The organism is Streptomyces sp. NPDC029014, assembly GCF_055564695.1.
On the sequence record NZ_JBVHVT010000076.1, the window covers coordinates 1 to 23601 of the forward strand.

Genomic DNA, 23601 nt, shown 5'->3' on the forward strand with positions numbered 1-23601 from the left:
CCCCCCCCCCCCCCCCCCCCCCCCCCCCCCCCCCCCCCCCCCCCCCCCCCCCCCCCCCCCCCCCCCCCCCCCCCCCCCCCCCCCCCCCCCGCCCGACTTCCCAGGGGGGATTCCGTATGACCGCCACCGCGCCCGAGACCGCTGACGCCACCGCGGCCGTGGCCCACTTCCGCTTCTTCACGATGGAAGTGGTCCGCACCCGCCGCCTCGGGCACTCGTTCCTGCGGGTCACCTTCGGCGGCGAGGCCCTCGCTGGCTTCCGCTCGGGCGGCCGGGACCAGAGCCTGTCGCTCTTCCTGCCGCCCGCCCACCGGGAGCACACCGAACTCCCGTCCACGGACGAGGACACCTGGTTCGCGGGCTGGCGCGGGATGCCGGACGAGGAGCGTCCGGTGATGCGCTCCTACACCGTGCGCGAGCAGCGCACGACGGCCGAGGGAGCGGTCGAGGTCGACATCGACTTCGTGCTGCACGGGGACTCCTCCCCGGCCTCCGCCTGGGCCGGGCGGGCGGTGACCGGCCGTCGGATCCTGGCGATCGGGCCGGCCGTCGCGGAGAACAAGTCCGTGCGCTTCCAGCCGCCCGCCGGCACGGACGCGCTGGTGATGTACGCGGACGAGACCGCCCTGCCGGCGGCCGCAGCCATCCTGGAGGGGATCGACCCCGGTCTGCGCGTCACGGCCTTCTTCGAGGTCCCGCACGCCGACGACCGGCTCGACCTGAACGCCCCGGCCGGTACGGACGTCACCTGGATCGTGCGGGAGGGCGGCCCGGGCCGCACCGAGCGCGTCGTCGACACGGTGCGCGCGGCCGAACTGCCTGCCTGCGAGGTCCCGTACGCCTGGCTGGCGGGCGAGGCCGGAACGATCCGCGCCGTGCGCCGCCACCTGGTGCAGGAACGTTCCATCGACCGGCGTGCGGTGCGTTTCACCGGCTACTGGCGTCTGGGCGTGAGCGAGGAGGAGCTCCTCGCCGAGGCCTACGCGGGCCAGGCGCCCAGCGAGGACCCCGGCGCCGCGCTGTAGACGGCTCCGGCGCGGCCCCCCACGGCTCCCCCACGGTTCCCCCACCTCGACCGCGCATCGACCGCCTCCGGACTCCCTTGAGAACGCTTCGACGGGCCCTGGCTTTCGGCCAGGGCCCGCCCCTATTTGGCTTGCAACTTAGGTTAGGCTAACCTAAGCAACATCTTCCCCACCCTTCTCCCCCTGCCCGGAGGAAAGTTGATGCGCTCGCATCTCTTGAACGAGACGACCTCGGAGCACTACCGCCGCTCCGTCATCGAGGGCGTCGAGCGCGTCGCGGCCAAACTCGCGACCGTCCAGGGCCCCCACACCGGGATATCGGTCGACGAACTCGCCCCGGTCGTGGGCGGGATCGACCTCGACCGCCCGCTGGAGGACCCGGCCGCCGTCCTCGACGAGCTGGAGGAGGTCTACCTGCGCGACGCGGTCTACTTCCACCACCCGCGCTACCTGGGCCACCTCAACTGCCCGGTCGTCATCCCCGCCGTCCTCGGCGAGGCGATCCTCTCGGCCGTCAACTCGTCTTTGGACACCTGGGACCAGTCCATCGGCGGCACCCTCATCGAGCGCCGCCTGATCGACTGGACCGCCCAGCGCATCGGCCTCGGACCGGCCGCGGACGGCGTCTTCACCTCCGGCGGCAGCCAGTCCAACTTCCACGCGCTGCTCCTGGCCCGCGACGAGGCCTGCCGGAAGGTCATGCAGGGCAGCGACCGCGCCCTCGCCAAGTCCGAGGTCCTGCCCCGGCTGCGCATCTTCACCTCCGAGGCCAGCCACTTCAGCGTCAAGAAGTCGGCCGCCATGCTCGGCCTCGGCTACGAGGCCGTCATCGCCGTCCCGGTCGACCGCAACCGACGCATGGACACCTCCGTCCTCGCCCTGGAGCTGGAGGAGTGCGTCCGCGAGGGCCTGTACCCGATGGCCGTCGTGGCTACCGCCGGCACCACCGACTTCGGGTCCATCGACCCGCTCCCCGAGATCGCCCGCCTGACCACCGAGCACTCCGCCTGGATGCACGTGGACGCCGCCTACGGCTGCGGACTGCTGGTCTCCCCCACCCGCCGGCACCTCCTCGACGGCATCGAGCACGCCGACTCGGTCACGGTCGACTACCACAAGTCGTTCTTCCAGCCCGTCAGCTCCAGCGCGGTGCTGGTCCGCGACCGCGACACCCTCAAGCACGCCACGTACCACGCGGACTACCTCAACCCGCGCCGCATGGCCGAGGAGCGGATCCCGAACCAGGTCGACAAGTCCATCCAGACCACCCGCCGCTTCGACGCGCTCAAGCTCTGGATGACCCTGCGCACGATGGGCGCCGACGGCATCGGGCAGCTCTTCGACGAGGTCATCGACCTGGCCGCGGCCGGCTGGGACATCATCGACGCCGACTCCCGCTACGAGGTCGTCGTCCGCCCGCAGATCTCCACCCTGGTCTTCCGCTACGTCCCCGAGGGCGACGTGCGCGCCGACCTCGTCGACGAGGCCAACCTGCACGCCCGCAAGGCGCTGTTCGCCTCCGGTGAGGCCGTCGTCGCCGGCACCAAGGTCGACGGCAAGCAGTACCTGAAGTTCACCCTCCTCAACCCGCAGACCACCACGGCCGACATCGAGGCCGTGCTCGACCTGCTCGCGTCCCACGCCGAGCAGTACCTGGGAGAATCCCTTGCAGTCGTCTCGTGAGCCCCGTGACCCCCGCCAGCCGCTCGATTTCATCGGCATCGGCCTCGGTCCCTTCAACCTGGGGCTCGCCTGCCTGACCGCCCCGATCGACGAGCTCGACGGCCTCTTCATCGAGACGAAGCCGCACTTCGAGTGGCACGCCGGGATGTTCCTGGACGGCGCGCACCTGCAGACGCCGTTCATGTCGGACCTGGTCACCCTGGCCGACCCCACCTCGCCCTTCTCCTTCCTGAACTACCTGAAGGACAAGGACCGGCTGTACTCCTTCTACATCCGGGAGAACTTCTACCCGCTGCGGACCGAGTACAACGACTACTGCCGCTGGGCCGCCGACCGGCTCGACAACGTGCAGTACTCCACCTCCGTCACCGAGGTCACGTACGACGAGCAGGCCGGCGTGTACGCGGTCAGCACCGACCGCGGCGAGACCCACCTGACCCGCCGCCTGGTCGTGGGCACCGGCACCCCGCCGTACGTCCCGGCCGCCTGCGGGCAGCTGGGCGGCGACTTCATCCACAACTCCACCTACATGCAGCACAAGGCGGAGCTCCAGAAGAAGAAGTCCATCACCCTGGTCGGCTCGGGCCAGAGCGCCGCGGAGATCTACTACGACCTGCTGGCGGAGATCGACGTCCACGGCTACCAGCTCAACTGGATCACCCGCTCCCCGCGGTTCTTCCCGCTGGAGTACACCAAGCTGACGCTGGAGATGACCTCCCCGGAGTACGTGGACTACTTCCACGCCCTCCCCGAGGAGACCCGCTACCGCCTCGAGACGCAGCAGAAGAACCTCTTCAAGGGCATCGACGGCGAGCTCATCAACGCCATATTCGACCTGCTCTACCAGAAGAAGGTCGGCATGCCGGGCCCGGTGCCCACCACCCTGCTGACCAACACCTCGCTGAACTCGGCGGCGTACGACACCACCACCGGCACCTACACCCTGGGCCTGCGCCAGGAGGAGCAGGAGCGCGACTTCTCCCTCTCCACCGAGGGCCTGGTCCTCGCGACGGGCTACAAGTTCGTGCTGCCGGAGTTCCTCGCGCCGGTCCGCGACCGCCTCAACTTCGACGGCCACGGCCGACCCGACGCGGCCCGCAACTACAGCATCGACGTGACCGGCCGCGAGGTCTACCTCCAGAACGGCACCGTCCACAACCACTCGATCACGGCGCCCGACCTGGGCATGGCCGCGTACCGCAACGCCTACCTCGTCAAGGAGATGCTGGGCCGCGAGTACTACAAGGTCGAGAAGTCCATCGCGTTCCAGCAGTTCGCGGCCCCGGAAGGCACGCACGCATGAGCACCACCGAACCCCTGTACTCCCGTACCGACGCCGCCCTCGGCACCTTCGCCATCCGGCCGCTGGACCCGTTCTCCGACGCGGAGCTGCTCCACGGCTGGGTGACCCACCCCAAGGCCGCGTTCTGGATGATGCAGGACGCCTCGCTGCCCGACGTCGAACGCGAATACATGAAGATCGCGGCCGCCGAGCACCACGACGCGTACATCGGCCTCCACGAGGGCCGCCCCGCCTTCCTCATGGAGCGCTACGACCCGAGCCGGCTGGAGCTCGTCGGCCTGTACGACGCCCAGCCCGGCGACGTCGGCATGCACTTCCTCGTCGCGCCCAGCGACACGCCGCTGCACGGCTTCACCCGCGCCGTGATCACCACCGTCATGGCCGCCCTGTTCGCCGACCCGGAGACCCGCCGCGTCGTCGTCGAGCCGGACGTGAGCAACACGGCCGTGCACGCCCTGAACGAGGCCGTCGGCTTCGTCGTGGACGGCCCCGTGCAGAAGCCGGAGAAGGAAGCCCTGCTGAGCTTCTGCACCCGCGAACAGTTCGAGACGGCCACCGGCCTGACAGGAGCGGCGATATGAGCCTCGCCGACGCGATATCCCACCTCTCCCCCGAGCTGTGGGAGCGGGCGAACCGCGCACTGGTCCGCAAGGCCCTGGCCGAGTTCGCCCACGAGCGCCTGCTGACCCCGGAGCCGCTCGGCGACGGGTCGTACGCGGTCCGCAGCGACGACGGGACCGTGGAGTACCGCTTCACGGCCAGCCGCCACGCCCTCGACCACTGGGCCGTGGACGAGTCCTCGGTCACCCGCGTCCGGGGCGGCGCCGAGCTCCCGCTGGACGCCCTCGACTTCCACATCGAGATGCGCGAGGCGCTGGGCCTGAGCGCCGAGGTCCTGCCGGTCTACCTGGAGGAGATCTCCTCCACGCTGGCCGGCTCGGGCTTCAAGTACACCAAGGAGCAGGTGCCGTCCGCGGTCCTGGCGAAGTCCTCGTTCCAGGACATCGAGACGGGCATGACCGAGGGCCACCCCTGCTTCGTGGCCAACAACGGCCGCCTCGGCTTCGGCGTCCACGAGTACCGCGCCTACGCCCCGGAGGCGGCGGCCCCCGTCCACCTGGTGTGGGTGGCCGCCCACAAGGACGTCTCCACCTTCACGGCGGGCGCCGGCCTGGAACACGACGCGTTCATGCGGGACGAGCTGGGCGAGGAGACGCTCGCGGTCTTCGCCGAGCGGATGGCCGCCCAGGGCCTGGACCTGGCGGACTACCACCTGCTGCCCGTCCACCCCTGGCAGTGGTGGAACAAGACCACGGTGACCTTCGCCGCGGAGATCGCGAACCGCCGCCTGGTGCTGCTGGGCGAGGGAACCGACAGCTACCTGGCGCAGCAGTCCATCCGGACCTTCTTCAACACCAGCGCCCCCGAGAAGCACTACGTCAAGACGGCGATCTCGGTCCTCAACATGGGCTTCATGCGCGGCCTGTCCGCGGCCTACATGGAGGCCACCCCGGCGATCAACGACTGGCTGCACCGCCTGATCGAGTCCGACGAGGTGCTGCAGTCGGTGGACTTCTCGATCATCCGCGAGCGGGCGGCCATCGGCTACCACCACCGCCAGTACGAGCGCGCCACCGACCGCTACTCGCCGTACCGCAAGATGCTGGCCGCGCTGTGGCGCGAGTCGCCCGTCGCCTCCCTGAAGGAGGGCGAGCGCCTCGCGACGATGGCGTCGCTGCTCCATGTGGACTTCGAGGGCCGGTCCTTCGTCGGCGCCCTGATCGCCGAGTCGGGGCTGACGCCGGCGGAGTGGCTGCGCCACTACCTGCGGGCCTACCTGGTCCCGCTGCTGCACTGCTTCTACCAGTACGACCTGGCGTACATGCCGCACGGCGAGAACACCATCCTCGTCATCGAGAACGGCGTGGTGAAGCGGGCGGTCTTCAAGGACATCGCCGAGGAGATCGTGGTCATGGACCCGGACGCGGTCCTGCCGCCGGCGGTGGAGCGGATCAGGGCGGACATCCCGGAGGACATGAAGCTGCTGTCGGTCTTCACCGACGTCTTCGACTGCTTCTTCCGCTTCCTGGGCCCCATCCTCGCCACGGAGGGGGTCTGCGAGGAGGACGTGTTCTGGCGGGCGGTCGCGGACTGCGCCCACGCCTACCAGGACTCGATGCCGCAGCTCGCGGAGCGCTTCGAGCGCTACGACCTGTTCGCGCAGGAGTTCCAGCTGTCCTGCCTGAACCGGCTCCAGCTGCGCAACAACAAGCAGATGGTCGACCTCGCCGACCCGTCGGCGGCGCTCCAGCTGATCGGCAACCTCAAGAACCCCGTCGCGCCCTTCGCGCGCCGGTAGGCACGGGGCGGGCCCGTCGTGCGACTACGGTCCCTCGCAGGGCGGTCCCGCCCCTCGCCCTTCCCCGGCTCCCGCCCCTTCCTCCGCTCCTCCTTTCCTCCTTCCGGTCACCCCTCCCAGGGCACGTCCGGGGCGCGGTGGAACGCGACGCCCTGGGCATCCAGCCTGGCTGCCTGGGCGGCGAGGCGCCCGCCGTACGCGCCCCAGTCCCGCGGGGCCGGGCTCCAGCCCAGCTCGGCGAGGCTCAGCACCCGGGGGAAGGCCATGTACTCCAGGTCGGCGCGGGTGGCGATGGTCTCCGTCCACAGCGGCGCCTCCACGCCGAGGACGGCCGATTCCGGGACGTCGGGCAGGTACGTCCCCGGGTCCCAGTCGTAGGAGCGGCGCACCGGCACGTAGCCGGCCCAGGCCAGGCCCTGCTTCGTCGCCGTGTCGTACTTCATGTCCAGGTACAGCCGGTCCGCCGGCGACAGGACCAGCGGGTGGCCGGCCTTCGCCGCCGCGGCCACCGCCGCCTTCTCCGCCGCCGCCGTCCGGTCGTGGCCCCAGTACTGCAGGACCGCGCCCGGGGCCGGCCGGGCGGAGGCGAGCTGGTGCCAGGCCACCACCGTCTTGCCGTGCCGCGCGACGGCCTGCTGCGCCCGGTCCATGAACGCCGCGTAGTCCGCGGCCGGGGTCTGGTGGGCCTCGTCGCCGCCGATGTGCAGGTAGCGGCCGGGGGTGAGGGCGGCCAACTCGCCGAGCACGTCCTCGACGAACTCGTACGTCCGCTCCTCGGCCACGCACAGCGAGCTGAAGCCGACCTTGGTTCCGGTGTAGCGCTCGGGTGCCCTGCCGTCGCAGTTCAGCTCCGGGTAGGAGGCGAGGGCCGCGTTGACGTGGCCCGGCATGTCGATCTCGGGGACCACGTCCACGTACCGCTCGGCCGCGTACGCCACCAGGTCCCGGTACTGGTCCTTCGTCCAGTGGCCGCCGGGGCCGCCGCCGACCTCGCTGCCGCCGCCGTACTCGGCGAGCCGGGGCCAGGAGTCGATGGCGATCCGCCAGCCCTGGTCGTCGGTCAGGTGCAGGTGGAGGACGTTGACCTTGTACTGGGCGAGCTGGTCGACGTACCGCTTGACCTGCTCCACCGTGAAGAAGTGGCGGGCGACGTCCAGCATGGCCCCCCGGTACGCGAACCGGGGCGCGTCGGTGATCCGGCCGCCCGGGACGGTGCCCGGCCCGGACACGGGCAGCAGCTGGCGCAGGGTCTGCCCGGCGTGGAACAGGCCGGCCGGGGTGCGGGCGGTCAGGGTGACCCCGCGCGGGCCGGAGTCCAGCCGGTACCCCTCCTCCCCGACCCCCTGGGCCCGCTCGTCGATCCGCAGCCGGATCCCGTCGCCGGCCGAGCCGTGGACCACGGGGAGCGGCAGCCCGGTGGGGCCGCGCAGCTGCTCGGCGAGGAGCTCGCCGACCCGCCGGACCTCGGCGCCGCCGGCCGGGGCGGTGCGGACGACCGTGCCCGCCGCGACGGGGTAGCCGGCTCCCGCGGCCTGCGCGGAGGCCGGGGCGGGCAGGAGCCGCTCGTAGGGGGTGGGGGCGGCGGCGGGTCCGGCCCCGCCGGGGCGGGCGTTCCCGGGCCGGACGTCGGCGCCGCGGGCGGAGGCGCAGGAGACGAGCGTGCCGAGGACGAGGAGGGCGCCGAGCGTGCGTCGCAGGACTCTCATGGCCCAGGTATAGGCCAACTCCCGTGCTGGGGACGGTGCGAGAATCGCTGGATGGCGGAAATCATCCAGAAGGACGGTACGTGGACCTTCGACGGGGACGCGGTGCGCATCGTGCCCGGTCGGGACAAGGGAGTGGGCCTGCTGCGCCAGACCCTCGGCGAGGTGGTCGTACCGCTGCGGGCCCTGGCGGGGATCAGCCACGAGCCGGGCCGCAGGACGGGCCGGCTGCGGCTGAGGCTGCGCGACGGGGCGTGCCCGCTGCTCCAGGTGACCGGGGGGCGGCTGCCGGAGGCCTCGGACCCGTACCGGCTGACGGTGGAGTCGGACCGCGGCGGGGTGGCCGAGTACTTCGTGGACGAGGTGCGCAACGCGCTGCTGCTGGAGCAGGTGCCGGCGGGCCCGCTGGACGCGTACGTGCTGCCGGGGCCGGCGGTGCCGATCTCGGTGGGGGCGGGGGACGGGACGGTCGCCTTCGACGGGGACCGGATCGGCCTGGACTGGAACTGGACGACGGAGGAGGCCAAGAGCTCGGGCGGGCCGCGCGAGTTCCGGGTCGCGGACCTGCGGTCGGTGGAGTGGTCGCCGTCGAAGGGCCTGGACAACGGCTGGATCCGGTTCGGCCTGACGGGGGCGGCGCCGGCTCCGGCGCCCAAGTACGACCCGTACACGGTGGAGCTGTTCGGCTTCAAGAAGGACCCGCTGATGGCGCTGGTCGCCGCGGCCGTGGCGGTGCGGATGCCGCACCCGACGGCTCCGGCCGAGCCGGTTCCGGTGCCGGCGCAGTCGCCGTCGCTGGCTCCGGCGCCCGAGCAGCGGGCGGCGGGCGCACCGGCCGGGGCGGTCGGCGGGGAGGACCACGATGCGCTGCTGCGGCGGCTGCGGGAGCTGGGCGAGCTGCACCAGTCGGGGATCCTCACGGCGGACGAGTTCGCAGCCGCCAAACAGGCCGTTTTGCGGCGTTTCTAGCCGGTTCATTAGCGGATCGATGCATTCCGCAGGTACGTACCAGCGTGATCCTGCCCGCATTCGGGCAGGATCTTTGCTTTTCCGGGGCCCCGGACGTCAATATCTACGAGTGCTCGACCGCCGCCCGTCGTACGACGATCTTGTCGAACACCTGGTGCGCAGCACCGCGCTCCAGCGCGGGGAGGCCTCCCGGGTGGTGCTCGACGTGCTCGCGTACTTCGACGAGACGACCGAGGAATTCGTCCGGCGCCGCCACCGGGAGCTCCAGTCCGGCGGGGCCCTCAACGCGGCGATCTTCGAACGGATCGCGGCCGAGCTGCCGCACCGGGCCGTGGCTCCGCCGGAGCTGTCCCTGCGGCAGCTGCGCCGCATCGTCTACGGCTGACCGGCCCGCACGGCACCGGTCACGGCACACGAGCCGCCTCGGCGGCGGCAAGAGCGACACCCGAACCTCAGGAGGGGCAACACTTCATGTGCGGAATCGTGGGATACATCGGCAAGCGCGACGTGGCACCACTGCTGCTCGAAGGCCTGCAGCGGCTGGAGTACCGCGGATACGACTCCGCGGGCATCGTCGTCAACAGCCCGAAGTCCCCGGCGCTGAAGGTCGTCAAGGCCAAGGGCCGCGTGCGTGAGCTGGAGACCCGCGTCCCCAAGCGCTTCGCCGGCACCAGCGGTATCGCCCACACCCGCTGGGCCACCCACGGCGCCCCGAGCGACATCAACTCCCACCCGCACCTGGACGCCGAGGAGAAGGTCGCCGTCGTCCACAACGGCATCGTCGACAACGCCGCCGAGCTCCGCGCCAAGCTGGAGGCCGAGGGCGTCGTCTTCGTCTCGGAGACCGACACCGAGGTGATCGTCCACCTCATCTCCCGCTCCCAGGCCGACACCCTGGAGGAGAAGGTCCGCGAGGCCGTCAAGGTCATCGAGGGCACCTACGGCATCGCCGTCATGCACGCCGACTTCGCCGACCGCATCGTCGTCGCCCGCAACGGTTCCCCGGTGATCCTCGGCATCGGCGAGAAGGAGATGCTCGTCGCCTCCGACGTGGCCGCTCTGATCGCCCACACCCGCCAGGTCGTCACCCTGAACGACGGCGAGATGGCCACCCTCAAGGCCGACGACTTCCGCACGTACACCACCAGCGGCACCTCCACCACCGCGACCCCGGAGACCGTGGAGTGGGAGGCCGCCTCGTACGACATGGGCGGCCACGACACCTACATGCACAAGGAGATCTCCGAGCAGCCCGACGCGGTCGACCGCGTGCTGCGCGGCCGCATCGACGACCGCTTCTCCACCGTGCACCTGGGCGGCCTGAACCTTGACCCGCGCGAGGCCCGCGGCATCCGCCGGGTCAAGATCCTGGGCTGCGGCACCTCGTACCACGCCGGCATGATCGGCGCGAGCCTCATCGAGGGCATGGCCCGCATCCCCGCGGACGCCGAGCCGGCCTCCGAGTTCCGCTACCGCAACCCGGTCGTGGACCCCGACACCCTCTACATCGCCGTCTCCCAGTCCGGTGAGACCTACGACGTCCTCGCCGCCGTCCAGGAGCTCAAGCGCAAGGGCGCCCGCGTCCTCGGCGTCGTCAACGTGGTCGGCTCCGCGATCGCCCGCGAGGCCGACGGCGGCGTGTACGTGCACGCCGGCCCCGAGGTCTGCGTGGTCTCCACCAAGTGCTTCACCAACACGGTCGTGGCCTTCGCGCTGCTCGCCGTGCACCTGGGCCGGATACGCGACCTGTCCGTCACCGACGGCAAGCGGATCATCGAGGGCCTGCGCCGCCTGCCCGCCCAGATCGAGGAGATCCTCAAGGGCGAGGAGGACATCAAGAAGCTCGCCGCCGAGTACGCGGACGCCAAGTCGATGATGTTCATCGGCCGCGTGCGGGGCTACCCGGTGGCCCTGGAGGCCTCCCTGAAGCTCAAGGAGATCTCCTACATCCACGCCGAGGCCTACCCGGCCTCCGAGCTCAAGCACGGTCCGCTCGCCCTGATCGAGCCGGCGATGCCGACGGTCGCGATCGTCCCGGACGACGACCTGCTGGAGAAGAACCGCGCCGCGCTGGAGGAGATCAAGGCCCGCAGCGGCCGGATCCTGGCCGTCGCGCACCGCGAGCAGGAGAAGGCGGACCACACCATCGTCGTCCCGAAGAACGAGGACGAGCTGGACCCGATCCTCATGGGCATCCCGCTGCAGCTGCTGGCGTACCACACGGCGCTGGCCCTGGGCCGGGACATCGACAAGCCGCGCAACCTGGCGAAGTCCGTCACGGTCGAGTAGTCGCCCCCGCCACGGGCACCCACGAGAACGGCCCCCGGGACACCCGGGGGCCGTTCCGTCTTCCTGCCGTGGCGCGCCGCCGGCGGGCCCCGCCGTACGGTTCGCGCCGTGCCGTCCCTCAGCTCGCGGCGACGGCGCTCCCGCCGGAGGCCTTGCCGAGGGCCGTCGGCCAGTGGGCCAGAGCGGCCGTCGCGCCGTACCAGGTCAGCAGCCCGGAGACGGCCGCCACCCAGCCGGCGGCCTTGGCCAGCCCGCCGCTGTCGGCGAGGGTGCCGATCGCGAGGAGCAGCAGCGAGAGGGTGAGCAGGGCGTACGCGCCCTGGCCGAACAGTCCGCGCGCGGCGCCCGTGGTGAGGGTCAGCGCGAGGAGCGCGAAGAGGATCAGGAACAGGCCCGCGGCGTGCGCGGAAACCTTTCCGTCCGCCCCTGCGGCCCAGGTGAACCAGAAGGCGCCGAGGCCTGCGAACGCCGTGCCGTTGAAGCCGTTCCCGCCGCGGAACTCCAGGAGTCCGAGGACGAAGAGGGCGAAGCCGCCGACGTAGGTGGCGAGCGACACGGCGTCCGCCGCGGACACTCCGCTGACGATGCCGGTGTGGCCGATACCGAATGCGAGAAGGGTGAGACCCAGGGCGATGTTCCCGAGGGTCGAGGTCGAGGCCGAGCTTCCCGCAGAGACAGCGTTGTCCACGGCGGGCTCCCTTCGATCTGCAGTTGTGTGCTGCGTCCCAGCAGCATTTATCTACCCTTTACAGGGGTGCACAACCGCACAATCGACAGGGTGGCGGTTACGGAATGACAACAACCGGTCGCTGCGCGCGTTTGGCGAGCCGGCCCGCCACGGACCCGAAGATCCGGCCGACGATCCCGTGCGTGGAACCGACCACGATGGCGTCCGCCGAGTACTCCCGGCCGACCTCCTCCAGCTCGTGGCAGATGTCCCCGCCCCGCTCGACCAGGATCCACGGCACCTCGGCCAAGTAGTCCGCACAGGCCAGTTCCAGCCCGAGGACCTCGGTGCGGTGGTCGGGCACGTCCACGAAGACCGGCGGCTCGCACCCGGCCCACACGGTGGTGGGCAGCCGGTTGGCCACGTGCACGATGATCAGGCCGGATCCGGACCGCCGGGCCATCCCGATGGCGTACGCGAGCGCGCGCTCGCTGGAGGTGGAGCCGTCGAACCCCACCACCACTCCGTGACGGAAGGCCGGGTCGCAGGACGGGCGCGCCTGTTCCGCCGCGCGCAGATCGCTCGGCATGTGATCGGCGAGCGGCTTGCGCTTGCGATCCGCGGGTTCGGGGAATTCGTGACCGGCCATGGATGTCTCGGCGAAGAGGTCCTCGGGGGAAGGGACAAGACGACGGGGAGGCAGTGGGCGAAATCGACGACTCAGGGTGACGGAGCTCCGTCCGGGAAGCATCTTCCCAAGCCCTTACCCACCAGGGTACGGCGACACTCCTGTCCTGGACAGGGCTTGCCGCACTTGGAGAGCGTCCCAGGGAGCATGCCGGAGCGAGGCCGCCTTGGCAATGCCCGCTGTCCCCTACAGGCAGTGACGAGCGCCCCCGACGCGCCACCCGCGTGCACAGTGACCGAGCCCCGCCGCACACCGTTGGACAGGCGTCCGACCGCCCAGGAGAGCCCGCAGGGAGCACGCCGTGCCCGGCCATCCGGTTCACCCCGTCCAGCCCGCCCAGTCGACGCAGCCCACCCCGATCGCCGACACGAGTCCCCGTGTCGCCCCCGCCCCCGTTCACCCGTCCGTGCAGTCCGGCAGGCACTCCCCTGACGACCCCACGGGTGACGTCGTGCGCTGGGCCGCCTTCAGCTGCCTGCTGGTCCCGGTGGTCCTCGTCGTGTACGGGGGCACGTTCGGCGGGGCCGCCGTGGCCACCCTCGGCCTGGTCGCCGTCACGGCGGTGTGCCGGGTGATGCTGCGCTGGTCGGAGAAGGGGAGCCGGGGCGCGGTGGCGGTGCTGACGAAGGGCCGGACGCCGGCGTCGGACCGGCGCCGGCGGCACTCGCGCGGCGGGGGCGGGGCCCACGGCGGGGGCCGGAACGGGGCGCGGCGCGGCTGCAACTCCTCCCGCGGGGCCCGTCGGAGGGGCTGACCGATTCACACACCCACACCCGCATGATTTCAGCCAACTTCGCGGCAAGGTGCCGGTCTTGCCGGAATGCCCCTCCGCACCTCCCACCACCGGCGACGATGGTGGGAGGCAGGCCGGAAGACCCGATGGGTACTGGCCACGGCCGGAGCGCGAGCTTCCTACTCCGGTAGCGGAGTGGAACGCTTCCTGATCGAATGCTTTTCGCCAAGTTGCCAAGTCGACATAGCGCTGCGTGCTGAACTTGTCACGCCGACACCACGGGACGCAGTAGATTCGATCATGTTTTACGGCGGGGGATCCACGTGCAAGGCCGAGGGGAAACGTGCAGGTGCGACCAGACCAGGGAGTCGCGACACCCAAGGGGGGCTTAGCCATGAGCCAGGATTCCACCGCCGTCGTCACGGACGCCGGCAGGAAGCTCGCGGGGCGTCGCCGCAGGGAGATCGTTGCGGTGCTGCTGTTCAGCGGCGGGCCGATCTTCGAGAGCTCCATTCCACTCTCCGTGTTCGGCATTGACCGGCAGGACGCGGGAGTTCCACGCTATCGACTGCTCGTGTGCGCCGGTGAGGACGGTCCGCTGCGGACCACCGGCGGACTCGAACTGACCGCGCCCTACGGCCTGGAGGCGATCGCCCGCGCGGGCACCGTCGTCGTCCCGGCCTGGCGCTCCATCACATCGCCGCCGCCTCCGGAGGCGCTCGACGCACTGCGTCTGGCGCACGAGGAGGGGGCCCGGATCGTCGGACTGTGCACCGGAGCGTTCGTGCTCGCCGCGGCCGGGCTGCTCGACGGCCGGCCCGCGACGACGCACTGGATGTACGCGCCGACACTGGCCAAGCGGTACCCGTCCGTCCACGTCGACCCGCGGGAGCTGTTCGTCGACGACGGCGACGTGCTGACGTCCGCGGGCACCGCGGCCGGAATCGACCTGTGCCTGCACATCGTGCGCACCGACCACGGCAGCGAGGCGGCCGGGGCTCTGGCCCGCCGGCTCGTCGTCCCGCCGCGGCGCACGGGCGGCCAGGAGCGCTACCTCGACCGGTCGCTGCCGGAGGAGATCGGCGCCGACCCGCTGGCCGAGGTCGTCGCCTGGGCGCTGGAGCACCTCCACGAGCAGTTCGACGTGGAGACGCTCGCCGCCCGCGCCTACATGAGCCGGCGCACCTTCGACCGGCGGTTCCGCTCGCTGACCGGCAGCGCACCGCTGCAGTGGCTGATCACCCAGCGGGTGCTGCAGGCGCAGCGCCTGCTGGAGACCTCCGACTACTCGGTCGACGAGGTCGCCGGGCGCTGCGGGTTCCGCTCGCCGGTGGCGCTGCGCGGCCACTTCCGCCGGCAGCTGGGGTCCTCCCCGGCGGCCTACCGCTCGGCCTACCGGGCCCGCCGCCCCCAGGGCGACGGGGCGCAGGTGTCGGACCTCTCCGGGGGTCCCGTGCCGCACCAGCGCACTCCGCAGCCCCAGCGGGCGGCGGCGGCGCTGGCCGCCTCCGGCTCGGCGGTGGCGGAGCTGTACGCCCCGTCGCGGGTGCTGCGCGAGCACGCGTAGCCCCGGCGCCGGGCGCTGCCCGACTCCCGAAGGCCCCTGTGCCGGTCACGACCGGTGCGGGGGCCTTCCGTCATGCGGGCCCGGCCGGATCCGCCGGGCGAGCGCATAAGGTGGACGCATGAACGATCGCATGGTGTGGATCGACTGCGAGATGACGGGCCTCTCGCTGGCGGACGACGCACTTATCGAGGTGGCCGCGCTGGTCACCGACTCGGAGCTCAACGTGCTCGGCGAGGGCGTGGACATCGTGATCCGCCCGCCGGACGCGGCGCTGGAGACCATGCCCGACGTGGTGCGCGCGATGCACACCGCCTCTGGCCTGCTCGACGAGCTGGCCGGTGGAACCACCCTCGCGGACGCCGAGGCGCAGGTCCTGGCGTACGTCCGCGAGCACGTGAAGGAGCCCCGCAAGGCGCCGCTGTGCGGCAACTCGGTCTCCACCGACCGCGGCTTCCTGCTGCGGGACATGCCCGCGCTGGAGGGCCACCTGCACTACCGGATCGTGGACGTCTCCTCGGTCAAGGAGCTGGCACGCCGCTGGTACCCGCGGGCCTACTTCAACAGCCCGCCGAAGAACGGCAACCACCGGGCGCTCGCGGACATCAAGGAGTCCATCGCCGAGCTGCGCTACTACCGGGAGGCGGTCTTCGTCCCGCAGCCCGGCCCGGACTCGGACACGGCGCGGTCCATCGCCGCGAAGCACGTCCTGCCCGCCGAGTAGCGGCCACCGGGACCCTTCCGGAACCCTCCCGGAGGAGGGGTCGGCGGAATCGGGGGAGCGAGCACCCTTCCGGACCCTGTACCCTTTTCTTCGGCCGGTCGGTTTCCGACCGGACATGGTGGGTGTAGCTCAGTTGGTAGAGCACCTGGTTGTGGTCCAGGTGGCCGCGGGTTCGAGTCCCGTCACTCACCCTTACCGGAGGCCCCGGTCCGCGCGAGCGGGCCGGGGTCTTCTGCGTTCCGGACGCCGTCGGCCGGGAAGTCACCGGCATGCTCCTCGGCCCAGGTCCCGAAAGACCGGGCGGGCCGACCGGTGAGACGGGTCACATGGTCGGTGAGGGGGGCGGGGACGCCGTCGCCCGCGGCCCAGTACTCCAGGAGCGCATCGGCGTAGGGCCCGGGTATGAAGGCGCCGACCTCGGCCTTCCACTGCTCGGCGGTGACCTCCTCGTACGGCACGGGGCGCCCGAGGGCGCGGCCGAGTATGGACAGTTGGTCCGCGAAGGTGAGCGACTGCGGGCCGGTCAGGGTGTACGCCCGCCCGGCGAGGTCGGGGTCGGTCAGCACGGCGTACGCGGCCTCCGCGAGGTCGGCCTCGTGGACCGGGTCGGTGTGCGCTCCCGGGTACGGCAGCCGGACGGGCACGCCGGCCCGCAGCGGTCCGGCCCAGCCGAGGGCGTTGGTCGCGAAGGACCCGGGGCGCAGCAGGGTGGCCCGCAGCGGCGAGGCGAGCAGGGCGTCCTCCACGGCGCGGTGGGCGGCGGCCAGCGGATTGTCGGCGGCGGCCGGGGCGAGCACTGCGGAGGAGGACAGGAGCACGACGTGCTCGACGCCTGCCGCGACGGCCTCCTCGACGAAGGCCTCGATACCGGAGGCCTCCGCGTAGAGGAAGACGGACCGGGCTCCGGCCAGGGCCTCGGGGAAGGTGCCCGGATCTGACAGGTCGCAGCGGACCGTGCCGGGACCGTCCGGCTCCCGGGATCCGAGGCGGTGGGCGATGCCGCGGGCGCCCAGGAGGGCGGCGAGATTGCGGGCGACGGCGCCTCGGGCACCGGTGACGAGGATCGACATGGCGGGACCTGCTTCCTGTTCTGGGTCGGGCAGCGCGCGATAGGATCACTCCGCGATACAGATTGTGTACCGAACACTCTCTGTGTCACGCAATTAAATTTCAGGCATGGAGAAGCCGATGTCAACCGATTCCCCCCGTTCGGGTGAGCAGTGGAGCCGCGCCGAGCTGCTCGCGCACGTCGTGACCGAGAGCCAGCGCCACTACGCCGACTACTCGCTCTTCACCCAGGCCCTTGCCGACCACGTCGGCCTCCACCCCACCGACATGCAGTGCATCGCGCTGCTCGACCTGGAGCCCGGCCCCGTCAGCACCGGCGACGTCGCCCGCCTCACCGGCCTGACCTCGGGCTCGGCCACCCGTCTCGTCGACCGCCTGGTCAAGGCCGGAATCGTCGAGCGGCTCGCCGACCCGAACGACCGCCGCCGCTCCCTCGTCGCCCTCGACCCCGACGCCCGCAACCGGATCGGCGAGGCCTGGGAGATCCCCGGGCGCGCCTTCGGCGCCGTCCTCGACCGCTACTCCGACGCCGAACTCGCCCTCATCGCCGACTACCTGCACCGCGCCGCCGAGGTCGGCCGGTCCCAGGCCGAACGGCTCCAGTCCGGCGGCTGAACCGCAGCTGCGGGCCCTCCTGGACCTCGCACACGATCCAGCAGGACCGTACGCCCTCGCGGAGGCCGGGGTCAGGCGTCGGCGCCGGCGACCAGGCCGCCCGCGCCGCCCCTGCGGGCGCCCTGGACGTGGAAGTTGAAGTCCGTGTGCCCGAGGGCCCCCATCAGCCGCAGCCAGACCGGGAGCAGCATCTCCGTCCCGCGGGCGGTCTCGATGCCGCCGAGGTCCAGCACGCTCGCCTCCGGCCAGCCGAACGCGTGCAGCAGCGCCCGCACCTCCGCCTTGGCCTCGGGGTCCTCGCCCGACAGGAACACCGTGTGCTCTCCCGGAACCCGCGCCGGCTCCACCATGATCCGGCAGTTCATGGTGTTCAGCGTCTTGACCACCCGCAGCCCCGGGAAGGTCCGCTGGATCCGCTCCCCCAGGCTGTCGTCGTTCACCGGGTCCAGGGTCGGCGGGAACCCGTGGGAGAAGTCCAGCGGGTTCGCGATGTCGATCAGGATCCTGCCGTCCAGGTGCGCGGCGCCGGCCTCCGCCAGGATCGCGACGCTGGCCTTCCCGGCCGTGGCGTTGACCAGGGTCCGGCCGTGCCGGACGGCCTCCGCGAAGCCGGCCAGGCCGACGTCCGCCGCGCCCCGGTCGCCCGCCCGCCACGCCGCGAACTCGTCGCGGCCGGCGGTGACGTCGGGGTCGCGGGTGCCGATGACGACCTCGTGGCCGAGGGAGTTCAGGCGGGCGGCGACCGTGCGGCCGACCATCCCGGTGCCGAGGACTGCGTAGCGCATGAGCGTTCCGATCCTTCCGATACGTCCTGATCTGCCGTGCCCGCGCGTGTGCTGCCGCGCCCTACTGTGCCCCGCCGTGTCCTGCCGTGCGCGGCCGCGCACCGTGCCCGTACGCCGGACCGTACGCCCGCTACCCGCCCAGGATCCGCAGATCGCGGAAGAACTCGTAGCGCTGCGGGTCGTCATGCAGGAACCAGTGGGCCCCCTCCTGCAGGAGCACGGCCAGCCCGCTCACGGCGACGACCAGCCCGAGGAGCCACAGGGCGAGCTGCCCCGCCGCCCGGTGCGGCCCCGGCCCGGACGTCGGAACGGCGCGGTCCGCGGTCGCGTGGGCGGAGGCCAGGACGATGCCGACCGCGACGGCCGAGGCCTGGAAGAGGATCCACGCCCGCACGTCGAGGTGCAGCCCGAGGACCTGGCTGCCCCCGCCGCCCAGGCCTCCGACGCCGGGCACGGCGTGCAGCGCCGCCTGTCGCCAGGAGGCGAACGAGCCGGCGGCGACCGCGGCCAGCGCCAGTCCCCAGCCCGTCATGTAGTCGCGGCCGGTCAGCGCCCCGTGCGTGAGCGCCGTGCGCACGATGTACGCCGCCCCGGTCGCGGCCAGCAGCATGAACATCCGCTGCACCACGCAGAACGGGCAGGGCGGCTGCTCCCCCAGCACCAGCTGGGTGAAGAGGCCGGCGCCGACGACGCCCGTCCAGCCGAGCGCGAAGAGGCACGCGAACCAGTACTGCGCCCGTCCCAGCAGACCGCCCTCCAGCGGGGTCTCCGGGAGGATGCTCTCCATCGTGGCCACGGCGGCGGTCAGTGGAGCGGGCCGGTGCCGGGACCGCCGGCCAGATGGTGCGCCGCCAGCAGGACCACCGCGGTCAGCGTGACCCACCAGGCGCCGAGGACGGCCGTCCGCGACGCGTCCCGGCACAGGGCGACCAGCGTGGCGAGGAGAGCGCCGAAGATGAGGGTGTCCATGCGGCGGACCGTACCGACGAACAGCGCGTGCACCCCGAGAGGCGCGCCCCGGCCGCGGGCCCGTTCCGCCGGTTGACCGTCAGCCGCCGCGCCGCTTGCGCCGGCCGCGGCGCTCCCGCCCGCCGCGCGCCCCGCCGCTGCGGGCCCGGTCGTCCAGGGCGATCCACAGCCGGACCTCGGTGCCGCCGAGCACCGAGCGGCCGATCCGCACGTCGCCCCCGGTCCCCTCGGCGACCCGCCGCACGATGTCCAGCCCGAGGCCCGTCGAGCCGTCCCGGGCACCGTCGTTGCCCCGGCGCAGGGCGGCGTCGGGGTCGTCGATGCCCGGCCCGCTGTCGGACACGAGCACGATGACGGCGTCCCCCGCGTCGTGCACGTCGACCGCGAAGGCCGTGCCCTCCGGGGTGTGCCGGAAGACGTTGCCGAGCAGGGCGTCCAGAGCGGCGGCCAGCTCCGGCCGGGCGACCGGGATCCGTACCGTCCGGTCCACGCCGGCGAGCCGGACCTCGCGCCCCTCGTCCTCCGCGAGCGCCGACCAGAAGGCCATCCGGTCCCGGATCACCTCGGAGGCGTCACAGCCCGCTCCGGCGCCGGCCCCGGCCGCCCCGGGCGCGCGCTGCTCGCGGGCGGTCCGGATGATCGTGTCGACCTCCCGCTCCAGCTGCTCGACCGCGGCCCGGGTCTGCTCGGCGGCCGGACCGTCGCCGAGCGAGGCCGTGTTGAGCCGGAGCACCGTCAGCGGCGTCCGCAGCCGGTGCGACAGGTCGGCGGCCAGCTCCCGCTCGTTGGCGACGAGTTCCACGACCTGGTCCGCCATGGAGTTGAACGCGACGGCCGCCGACCGGAGTTCCTTCGGCCCGGCCTCCGGTACGCGCGCCCCCAGCCGGCCCTCGCCCAGCTGGTGCGCGGCGTCCGCGAGCCGTTCGGCGGGCCGCACCAGCCGGGCGCCGAGCCGGTCGGCGACCGCCACCGAGCCGACGACGAGGGCGAGGCCGACGCCCGCGAGGACCAGCCAGGCGGTGGCGACACCGTTGCTGACCTCCCGCTCGGGCACGAGGATCTCCACGACGGCGATGTCCCCGGACCCCAGCGCGGTGGGCTGGAGCAGCGCCGATCCGCCGCGCGCCAGCGGCACCGTCATCGCCCGCCCGAGCCGCCGGGTCTCCGCCACGGCGTGGGCGCCGGCCCAGCCGGTGCCGATCTCCACGGCCGCGCCGCCGCCGATCGCCGGCACGTGGACGGCCATCCGCTGGGCGGCGCCCATCTCCGTGGACTCCACGGCCCTGCGCAGCTGGCCCGGGTCGGTGGTGATGGACAGGGTCGGGCCGATGGTGGCGGCCTGCCGCTCGGCGTTGGAGAACGCCCGGTCGCTGGCCATCTCCTGGACGACCATCCCGAGCGGCACGGCGAAGGCGACGACCACCATGGTCGTGACCGCCAGGCACACCTTGACCAGCGCCCACCTCACCGGGGCGGCTCCAACTTGACCCCGACCCCGCGCAGGGTGTGCAGGTAGCGGGGGTTGGCGGCGGTCTCGCCGAGCTTGCGGCGCAGCCAGGACAGGTGCACGTCGATGGTCTGGTCGTCGCCGTACGACTGCTGCCACACCTCGGCGAGCAGCTCGCGCCGGGACACGACCACCCCGGGCCGGCCGGCCAGGAAGGCCAGCAGGTCGAACTCGCGCCGGGTGAGGTCCAGGACGGCCCCGTCCAGTTCGGCCTGCCGCCGCAGCGGGTCGATGGCGAGGCCGCCCACGCGCAGGACCCGCGAGGGCGCCTCCGCCCCGGCGGCGGACCGGGCACGGCGCAGCACGGCCGCCATGCGGGCGGAGAGGTGCTCCACGGAGAACGGTTTCGTCAGGTAGTCGTCGGCGCCGTCGTTGAGCAGCCGGACGATCTCGGCCTCGTCGTCCCGCGCCGTGGCGATGATCACCGGTACGTCGGTGATGCCGCGCAGCATCTTGAGCGCCTCCGACCCGTCCAGGTCGGGCAGGCCCAGGTCGAGGATGACCACGTCGAAGCGGTGGTGGGCGACTTCGCGCAGGGCCTCCAGGGCCGTTCCGACGCTGCGCACGGTGTGCGCGGCGTCGGTGAGGTGCCGGATGAGGGCGGAACGTACGAACTGGTCGTCCTCGACCACGAGCACACTTGCCATGGGCCGCACCGTAGTCCATTCGGGGGACCCGGCGGGGTGTCGGGCGGTGTTCGGGGCCGGTGGTGCAGTATGTGGGCTGATGCACCGAGGACTTGTACACGCTTTCGCCTGGACGCTGGCGACCGGGGCAGCGGTGACGCTGTCGTGGTGGGGCGTGCACACGGTGATGTCCGGGACGGCCTACGATCCGCCGCTGGCGGTGCCGTTGGCCACGAAGCCGCAGTCCTCGTCGACGCACGGGGCGGCGGCCGCCGGCTCGCCGTCCCCGTCCGCGTCCGCGACGGCCTCCTCGTCGGTGTCGGCGTCCCCGTCGGCCTCGGCGTCGCCGTCCGCGGAGGCCTCCCCCGCGAAGCCGTCGCCGAAGGCGTCCGCCGGCGCGCCCCCGCCCGGCGAGCAGGGGTACGGCGGTGGCGGCGGCACGGTGAAGGCGTACACGGTCAACGGCGGCCGGGTGGTCTTCGACCTCGGGGCGTCCTCGGCGGACCTGGTCTCGGCGACCCCGGACGCCGGCTGGCAGATGCAGGTGTGGAAGCAGCCGTTCTGGATCCGGGTGACCTTCACCAAGGGCGACCGCGAGATGTCGGTCTTCTGCACCTGGAACGGCCACCCGCCGCTGGTGGAGACGTACGAGGGGTAGTCCGTCCGGGCCGCCGTCGGGGCCCGCTCACTGGAAGGCCGACGGCGGCGGCTGCGGGGACGGCACGGCCGAGGTGTCGCGGACCGGGGCCGCGCCGCCTGCGAAGTCGGTGAGGGCGCGGCCGTGTTCGACCCGGCCCGGGTGCGGGTCGCTCGCGACGCGGCGGGTGAACTCGGCGACGGGCAGTTCCCGGTCGGCGGCCGCCAGGACCGCGTTGCCGAACCGTTTCCCCCGCCACACCACCGGGTCCGCGGCCATGGCCAGGTGCGTGAAGCGGGCCGCGGCCGTGGCGATCTGGCCGCGCAGGTGCGCGAGCGGCGGCCCGTCCGCGAGGTTGGCCACGTACCAGCCGCCGGGCGCCAGGGCCCGGCGTACGTCGTCCAGGAACTCGGTGCTGGTCAGATGGGCCGGGGTGCGGGCGCCGCTGAAGACGTCCGCGATCACCAGGTCCGCCCAGCCGTCCGGGACCTTCGCGAGCCCGGCCCGCGCGTCCAGCGCCCGGACCCGGATCCGGGCCTGCGGGTCCAGCGGCAGGTGCTCGCGCACGAAGGCCACCAGGGCGGCGTCGATCTCGACGACCTGCTGGGTGGAGCGGGGGCGCGCGGCGGCCGTGTAGCGGGCGAGGGTGAAGGCGCCGCCGCCGAGGTGCAGCACGTTCAGCGGCTGCCGGTCGGGGGCGGCGAGGTCAATGAGGTGGCCGATGCGGCGCTGGTAGGCGAAGGCAAGGTGCCCCGGGTCGTCGAGGTCGACGTGGGACTGCGGGGCCCCGTCGAGCAGCAGGGTCCAGGCCCCGGCCCGCTCCCGGTCGGGCTCCAGCTCCGCCCGCCCGCCGCCCACCTGCCCGACGACCGCCTCGGAGGTACCGCGCCCGCGCTGTCTGCTGCCTCTGCCCTTGCCTGCCACCACCCCATTGTCCCCGGCCGTACACCGACCCCGCCCGGCCCCGCCCGCCGCTCGGCCCCGGTCCGCCCCGGGCCGGGCGCGCGGACCCGGCGGCCGTTGCTCAGCGGCAGTTGTCGGCGGCCTCGATCAGCCGGGCCGCCTCGCCGAGCGCGGCCCGCAGCACCTCCGGGTCGGTGACCGCGTCGACGGCCTCCGGCGGGAGCAGCCAGCCGCGGTCCCCGGCGGCGGGCAGCACGTCGCCGAACCGCATTCCGCGCCCGTCGGTCTGCGTGCAGGCGCTGCCCGGGAGGTCCCAGGCGTCGGCGGTGCCGGGCGGCACGAGGAAGCCGAGGGTGGCGCCGGCGTCGTCGTGCAGCACGGGGCCGACGCCGCCGGCCCGGCTCACCGCGGCCCGGCGGATGATGTCCACGGCCTCCAGGCCCTGCCGCGCGGGCACGGTCACCATGTCCGGTGCGTCACACCCGAGGGGCGGGGTGTTCGTTCCTGCGCTCTCCATGCCGGCCTCCACCAGGGGAACCACCCCTCATCGATCGCCTACGGGCCGGGCGGGAGTCGCCTCCCACCCCGCAAGGGGTCCAACGCGCGCAGGCGTCAACAGGTTCGGCGGCAAGACGCTGCAAAGGATGGCACTTCATGGCAGATCGTGGGTGAGATATCCGGTTTGTAGGCAAACGCCGCATCAACCGGCCGCCCCTGGCGGTACGTTCATGCGCGCCGGTACCGGCTCCACCCCGCAGCACCCGCAGCACCGGCAGTGCGTTCC

The 23601-nt window shown here is 72.7% G+C and carries 24 protein-coding genes and 1 tRNA gene; 14 read left to right on the forward strand and 11 right to left on the reverse strand.

The genetic code is table 11. The annotated features are described in order from the left end of the window. Positions 1 to 116 precede the first annotated feature (116 nt). From ACZ4VL_RS31500 to ACZ4VL_RS31520, 5 genes are all read left to right on the forward strand, one after another. A complete protein-coding gene (locus ACZ4VL_RS31500; RefSeq protein ID WP_468206735.1) occupies positions 117 to 1025 on the forward strand; it encodes a siderophore-interacting protein in 909 nt (302 codons plus the stop codon). A gap of 201 nt (positions 1026 to 1226) precedes the next feature. Then, positions 1227 to 2708, forward strand: coding sequence for a pyridoxal phosphate-dependent decarboxylase family protein (locus ACZ4VL_RS31505; RefSeq protein WP_468206738.1), 1482 nt, complete (start codon positions 1227 to 1229; stop codon positions 2706 to 2708). Continuing rightward, on the forward strand, positions 2692 to 4011 hold the full coding sequence (locus ACZ4VL_RS31510) for a lysine N(6)-hydroxylase/L-ornithine N(5)-oxygenase family protein (protein ID WP_468206741.1): 1320 nt from the start codon (positions 2692 to 2694) through the stop codon (positions 4009 to 4011). The genes ACZ4VL_RS31505 and ACZ4VL_RS31510 overlap by 17 nt, the downstream gene beginning before the upstream one ends. Then, complete coding sequence (locus tag ACZ4VL_RS31515; protein ID WP_468206744.1) at positions 4008 to 4592, forward strand: GNAT family N-acetyltransferase; 585 nt, start codon at positions 4008 to 4010, stop codon at positions 4590 to 4592. The genes ACZ4VL_RS31510 and ACZ4VL_RS31515 overlap by 4 nt, the downstream gene beginning before the upstream one ends. Then, a complete protein-coding gene (locus ACZ4VL_RS31520; RefSeq protein WP_468206747.1) occupies positions 4589 to 6370 on the forward strand; it encodes an IucA/IucC family protein in 1782 nt (593 codons plus the stop codon). Before ACZ4VL_RS31515 ends, ACZ4VL_RS31520 begins: the two co-directional genes overlap by 4 nt. A gap of 107 nt (positions 6371 to 6477) precedes the next feature. Here ACZ4VL_RS31520 and ACZ4VL_RS31525 read toward each other — a convergent pair whose 3' ends face one another. Next, positions 6478 to 8076, reverse strand: a complete 1599-nt coding sequence (locus ACZ4VL_RS31525; RefSeq protein WP_468206749.1) for a beta-N-acetylhexosaminidase — start codon at positions 8074 to 8076, stop codon at positions 6478 to 6480. A 51-nt stretch (positions 8077 to 8127) separates the two neighbouring features. Between ACZ4VL_RS31525 and ACZ4VL_RS31530 the strand changes: the two genes are divergently transcribed. The 3 genes from ACZ4VL_RS31530 to glmS all read left to right on the forward strand — a co-directional run bounded on the left by ACZ4VL_RS31530 (position 8128) and on the right by glmS (position 11331). After that, the gene (locus tag ACZ4VL_RS31530) at positions 8128 to 9042 is read left to right on the forward strand and encodes a DUF4429 domain-containing protein (RefSeq protein WP_468206752.1); all 915 of its coding nucleotides are present in this window, start codon (positions 8128 to 8130) and stop codon (positions 9040 to 9042) included. A gap of 109 nt (positions 9043 to 9151) precedes the next feature. Continuing rightward, on the forward strand, positions 9152 to 9427 hold the full coding sequence (locus ACZ4VL_RS31535) for a hypothetical protein (RefSeq protein ID WP_468206755.1): 276 nt from the start codon (positions 9152 to 9154) through the stop codon (positions 9425 to 9427). Positions 9428 to 9513: 86 nt separating this feature from the next. Beyond that, positions 9514 to 11331 (forward strand): glutamine--fructose-6-phosphate transaminase (isomerizing), encoded by a 1818-nt coding sequence (gene glmS / locus ACZ4VL_RS31540; protein ID WP_468206758.1) that lies wholly within the window; start codon positions 9514 to 9516, stop codon positions 11329 to 11331. Positions 11332 to 11449: 118 nt separating this feature from the next. Here the strand turns inward: glmS and ACZ4VL_RS31545 are convergent, their stop codons facing one another. Continuing rightward, complete coding sequence (locus ACZ4VL_RS31545; protein ID WP_468206761.1) at positions 11450 to 12019, reverse strand: GPR1/FUN34/YaaH family transporter; 570 nt, start codon at positions 12017 to 12019, stop codon at positions 11450 to 11452. Between the two features lie 97 nt (positions 12020 to 12116). Next, entirely contained in the window at positions 12117 to 12647 is a 531-nt protein-coding gene (locus ACZ4VL_RS31550; RefSeq protein WP_468206764.1) for a universal stress protein, read from the reverse strand. A 340-nt stretch (positions 12648 to 12987) separates the two neighbouring features. On the opposite strand from ACZ4VL_RS31550, the gene ACZ4VL_RS31555 reads away from it, so the two are divergent. The 4 genes from ACZ4VL_RS31555 (at position 12988) to ACZ4VL_RS31570 (ending at position 15898) form a co-directional block, all read left to right on the forward strand. Then, on the forward strand, positions 12988 to 13440 hold the full coding sequence (locus ACZ4VL_RS31555; RefSeq protein ID WP_468206767.1) for a hypothetical protein: 453 nt from the start codon (positions 12988 to 12990) through the stop codon (positions 13438 to 13440). A gap of 373 nt (positions 13441 to 13813) precedes the next feature. Continuing rightward, positions 13814 to 14986 carry a helix-turn-helix domain-containing protein gene (locus ACZ4VL_RS31560; RefSeq protein ID WP_468206769.1) on the forward strand — a complete coding sequence of 391 codons (1173 nt, stop codon included), beginning with the start codon at positions 13814 to 13816 and terminating at the stop codon, positions 14984 to 14986. A 118-nt stretch (positions 14987 to 15104) separates the two neighbouring features. Further along, positions 15105 to 15707, forward strand: coding sequence for an oligoribonuclease (orn, locus tag ACZ4VL_RS31565; RefSeq protein WP_361084445.1), 603 nt, complete (start codon positions 15105 to 15107; stop codon positions 15705 to 15707). A 118-nt stretch (positions 15708 to 15825) separates the two neighbouring features. Continuing rightward, positions 15826 to 15898, forward strand: a tRNA-His gene (locus ACZ4VL_RS31570). Here the strand turns inward: ACZ4VL_RS31570 and ACZ4VL_RS31575 are convergent. Continuing rightward, positions 15890 to 16777 (reverse strand): NAD(P)H-binding protein, encoded by an 888-nt coding sequence (locus ACZ4VL_RS31575; protein WP_468206772.1) that lies wholly within the window; start codon positions 16775 to 16777, stop codon positions 15890 to 15892. The genes ACZ4VL_RS31570 and ACZ4VL_RS31575 overlap by 9 nt on opposite strands. Before the next feature lie 118 nt (positions 16778 to 16895). Between ACZ4VL_RS31575 and ACZ4VL_RS31580 the strand changes: the two genes are divergently transcribed. Further along, positions 16896 to 17390 carry a MarR family winged helix-turn-helix transcriptional regulator gene (locus ACZ4VL_RS31580; protein WP_468206775.1) on the forward strand — a complete coding sequence of 165 codons (495 nt, stop codon included), beginning with the start codon at positions 16896 to 16898 and terminating at the stop codon, positions 17388 to 17390. Positions 17391 to 17461: 71 nt separating this feature from the next. On the opposite strand, the gene ACZ4VL_RS31585 is transcribed toward ACZ4VL_RS31580, so the two are convergent. The 5 genes from ACZ4VL_RS31585 to ACZ4VL_RS31605 all read right to left on the reverse strand — a co-directional run bounded on the left by ACZ4VL_RS31585 (position 17462) and on the right by ACZ4VL_RS31605 (position 21298). Continuing rightward, positions 17462 to 18175 (reverse strand): NADPH-dependent F420 reductase, encoded by a 714-nt coding sequence (locus tag ACZ4VL_RS31585; protein WP_468206778.1) that lies wholly within the window; start codon positions 18173 to 18175, stop codon positions 17462 to 17464. 130 nt (positions 18176 to 18305) lie between these two features. Continuing rightward, positions 18306 to 18962 (reverse strand): disulfide bond formation protein B, encoded by a 657-nt coding sequence (locus ACZ4VL_RS31590; RefSeq protein WP_468206781.1) that lies wholly within the window; start codon positions 18960 to 18962, stop codon positions 18306 to 18308. A gap of 17 nt (positions 18963 to 18979) precedes the next feature. Then, on the reverse strand, positions 18980 to 19144 hold the full coding sequence (locus ACZ4VL_RS31595; protein ID WP_468206783.1) for a DUF5993 family protein: 165 nt from the start codon (positions 19142 to 19144) through the stop codon (positions 18980 to 18982). 79 nt (positions 19145 to 19223) lie between these two features. Further along, positions 19224 to 20612: a sensor histidine kinase gene (locus tag ACZ4VL_RS31600; protein ID WP_468206785.1), complete on the reverse strand. Its 1389-nt coding sequence runs from the start codon at positions 20610 to 20612 to the stop codon at positions 19224 to 19226. Further along, complete coding sequence (locus ACZ4VL_RS31605) at positions 20609 to 21298, reverse strand: response regulator transcription factor (protein WP_404237566.1); 690 nt, start codon at positions 21296 to 21298, stop codon at positions 20609 to 20611. Before ACZ4VL_RS31605 ends, ACZ4VL_RS31600 begins: the two co-directional genes overlap by 4 nt. Positions 21299 to 21377: 79 nt before the next feature. Between ACZ4VL_RS31605 and ACZ4VL_RS31610 the strand changes: the two genes are divergently transcribed. Beyond that, complete coding sequence (locus ACZ4VL_RS31610; protein WP_468206788.1) at positions 21378 to 21935, forward strand: hypothetical protein; 558 nt, start codon at positions 21378 to 21380, stop codon at positions 21933 to 21935. A gap of 27 nt (positions 21936 to 21962) precedes the next feature. Here ACZ4VL_RS31610 and ACZ4VL_RS31615 read toward each other — a convergent pair whose 3' ends face one another. Together ACZ4VL_RS31615 and ACZ4VL_RS31620 are read right to left on the reverse strand one after the other, a co-directional pair. Then, complete coding sequence (locus ACZ4VL_RS31615; RefSeq protein WP_468206791.1) at positions 21963 to 22838, reverse strand: spermidine synthase; 876 nt, start codon at positions 22836 to 22838, stop codon at positions 21963 to 21965. Between the two features lie 100 nt (positions 22839 to 22938). Continuing rightward, the gene (locus tag ACZ4VL_RS31620; protein ID WP_468206794.1) at positions 22939 to 23334 is read right to left on the reverse strand and encodes a hypothetical protein; all 396 of its coding nucleotides are present in this window, start codon (positions 23332 to 23334) and stop codon (positions 22939 to 22941) included. Positions 23335 to 23601 lie beyond the last annotated feature (267 nt).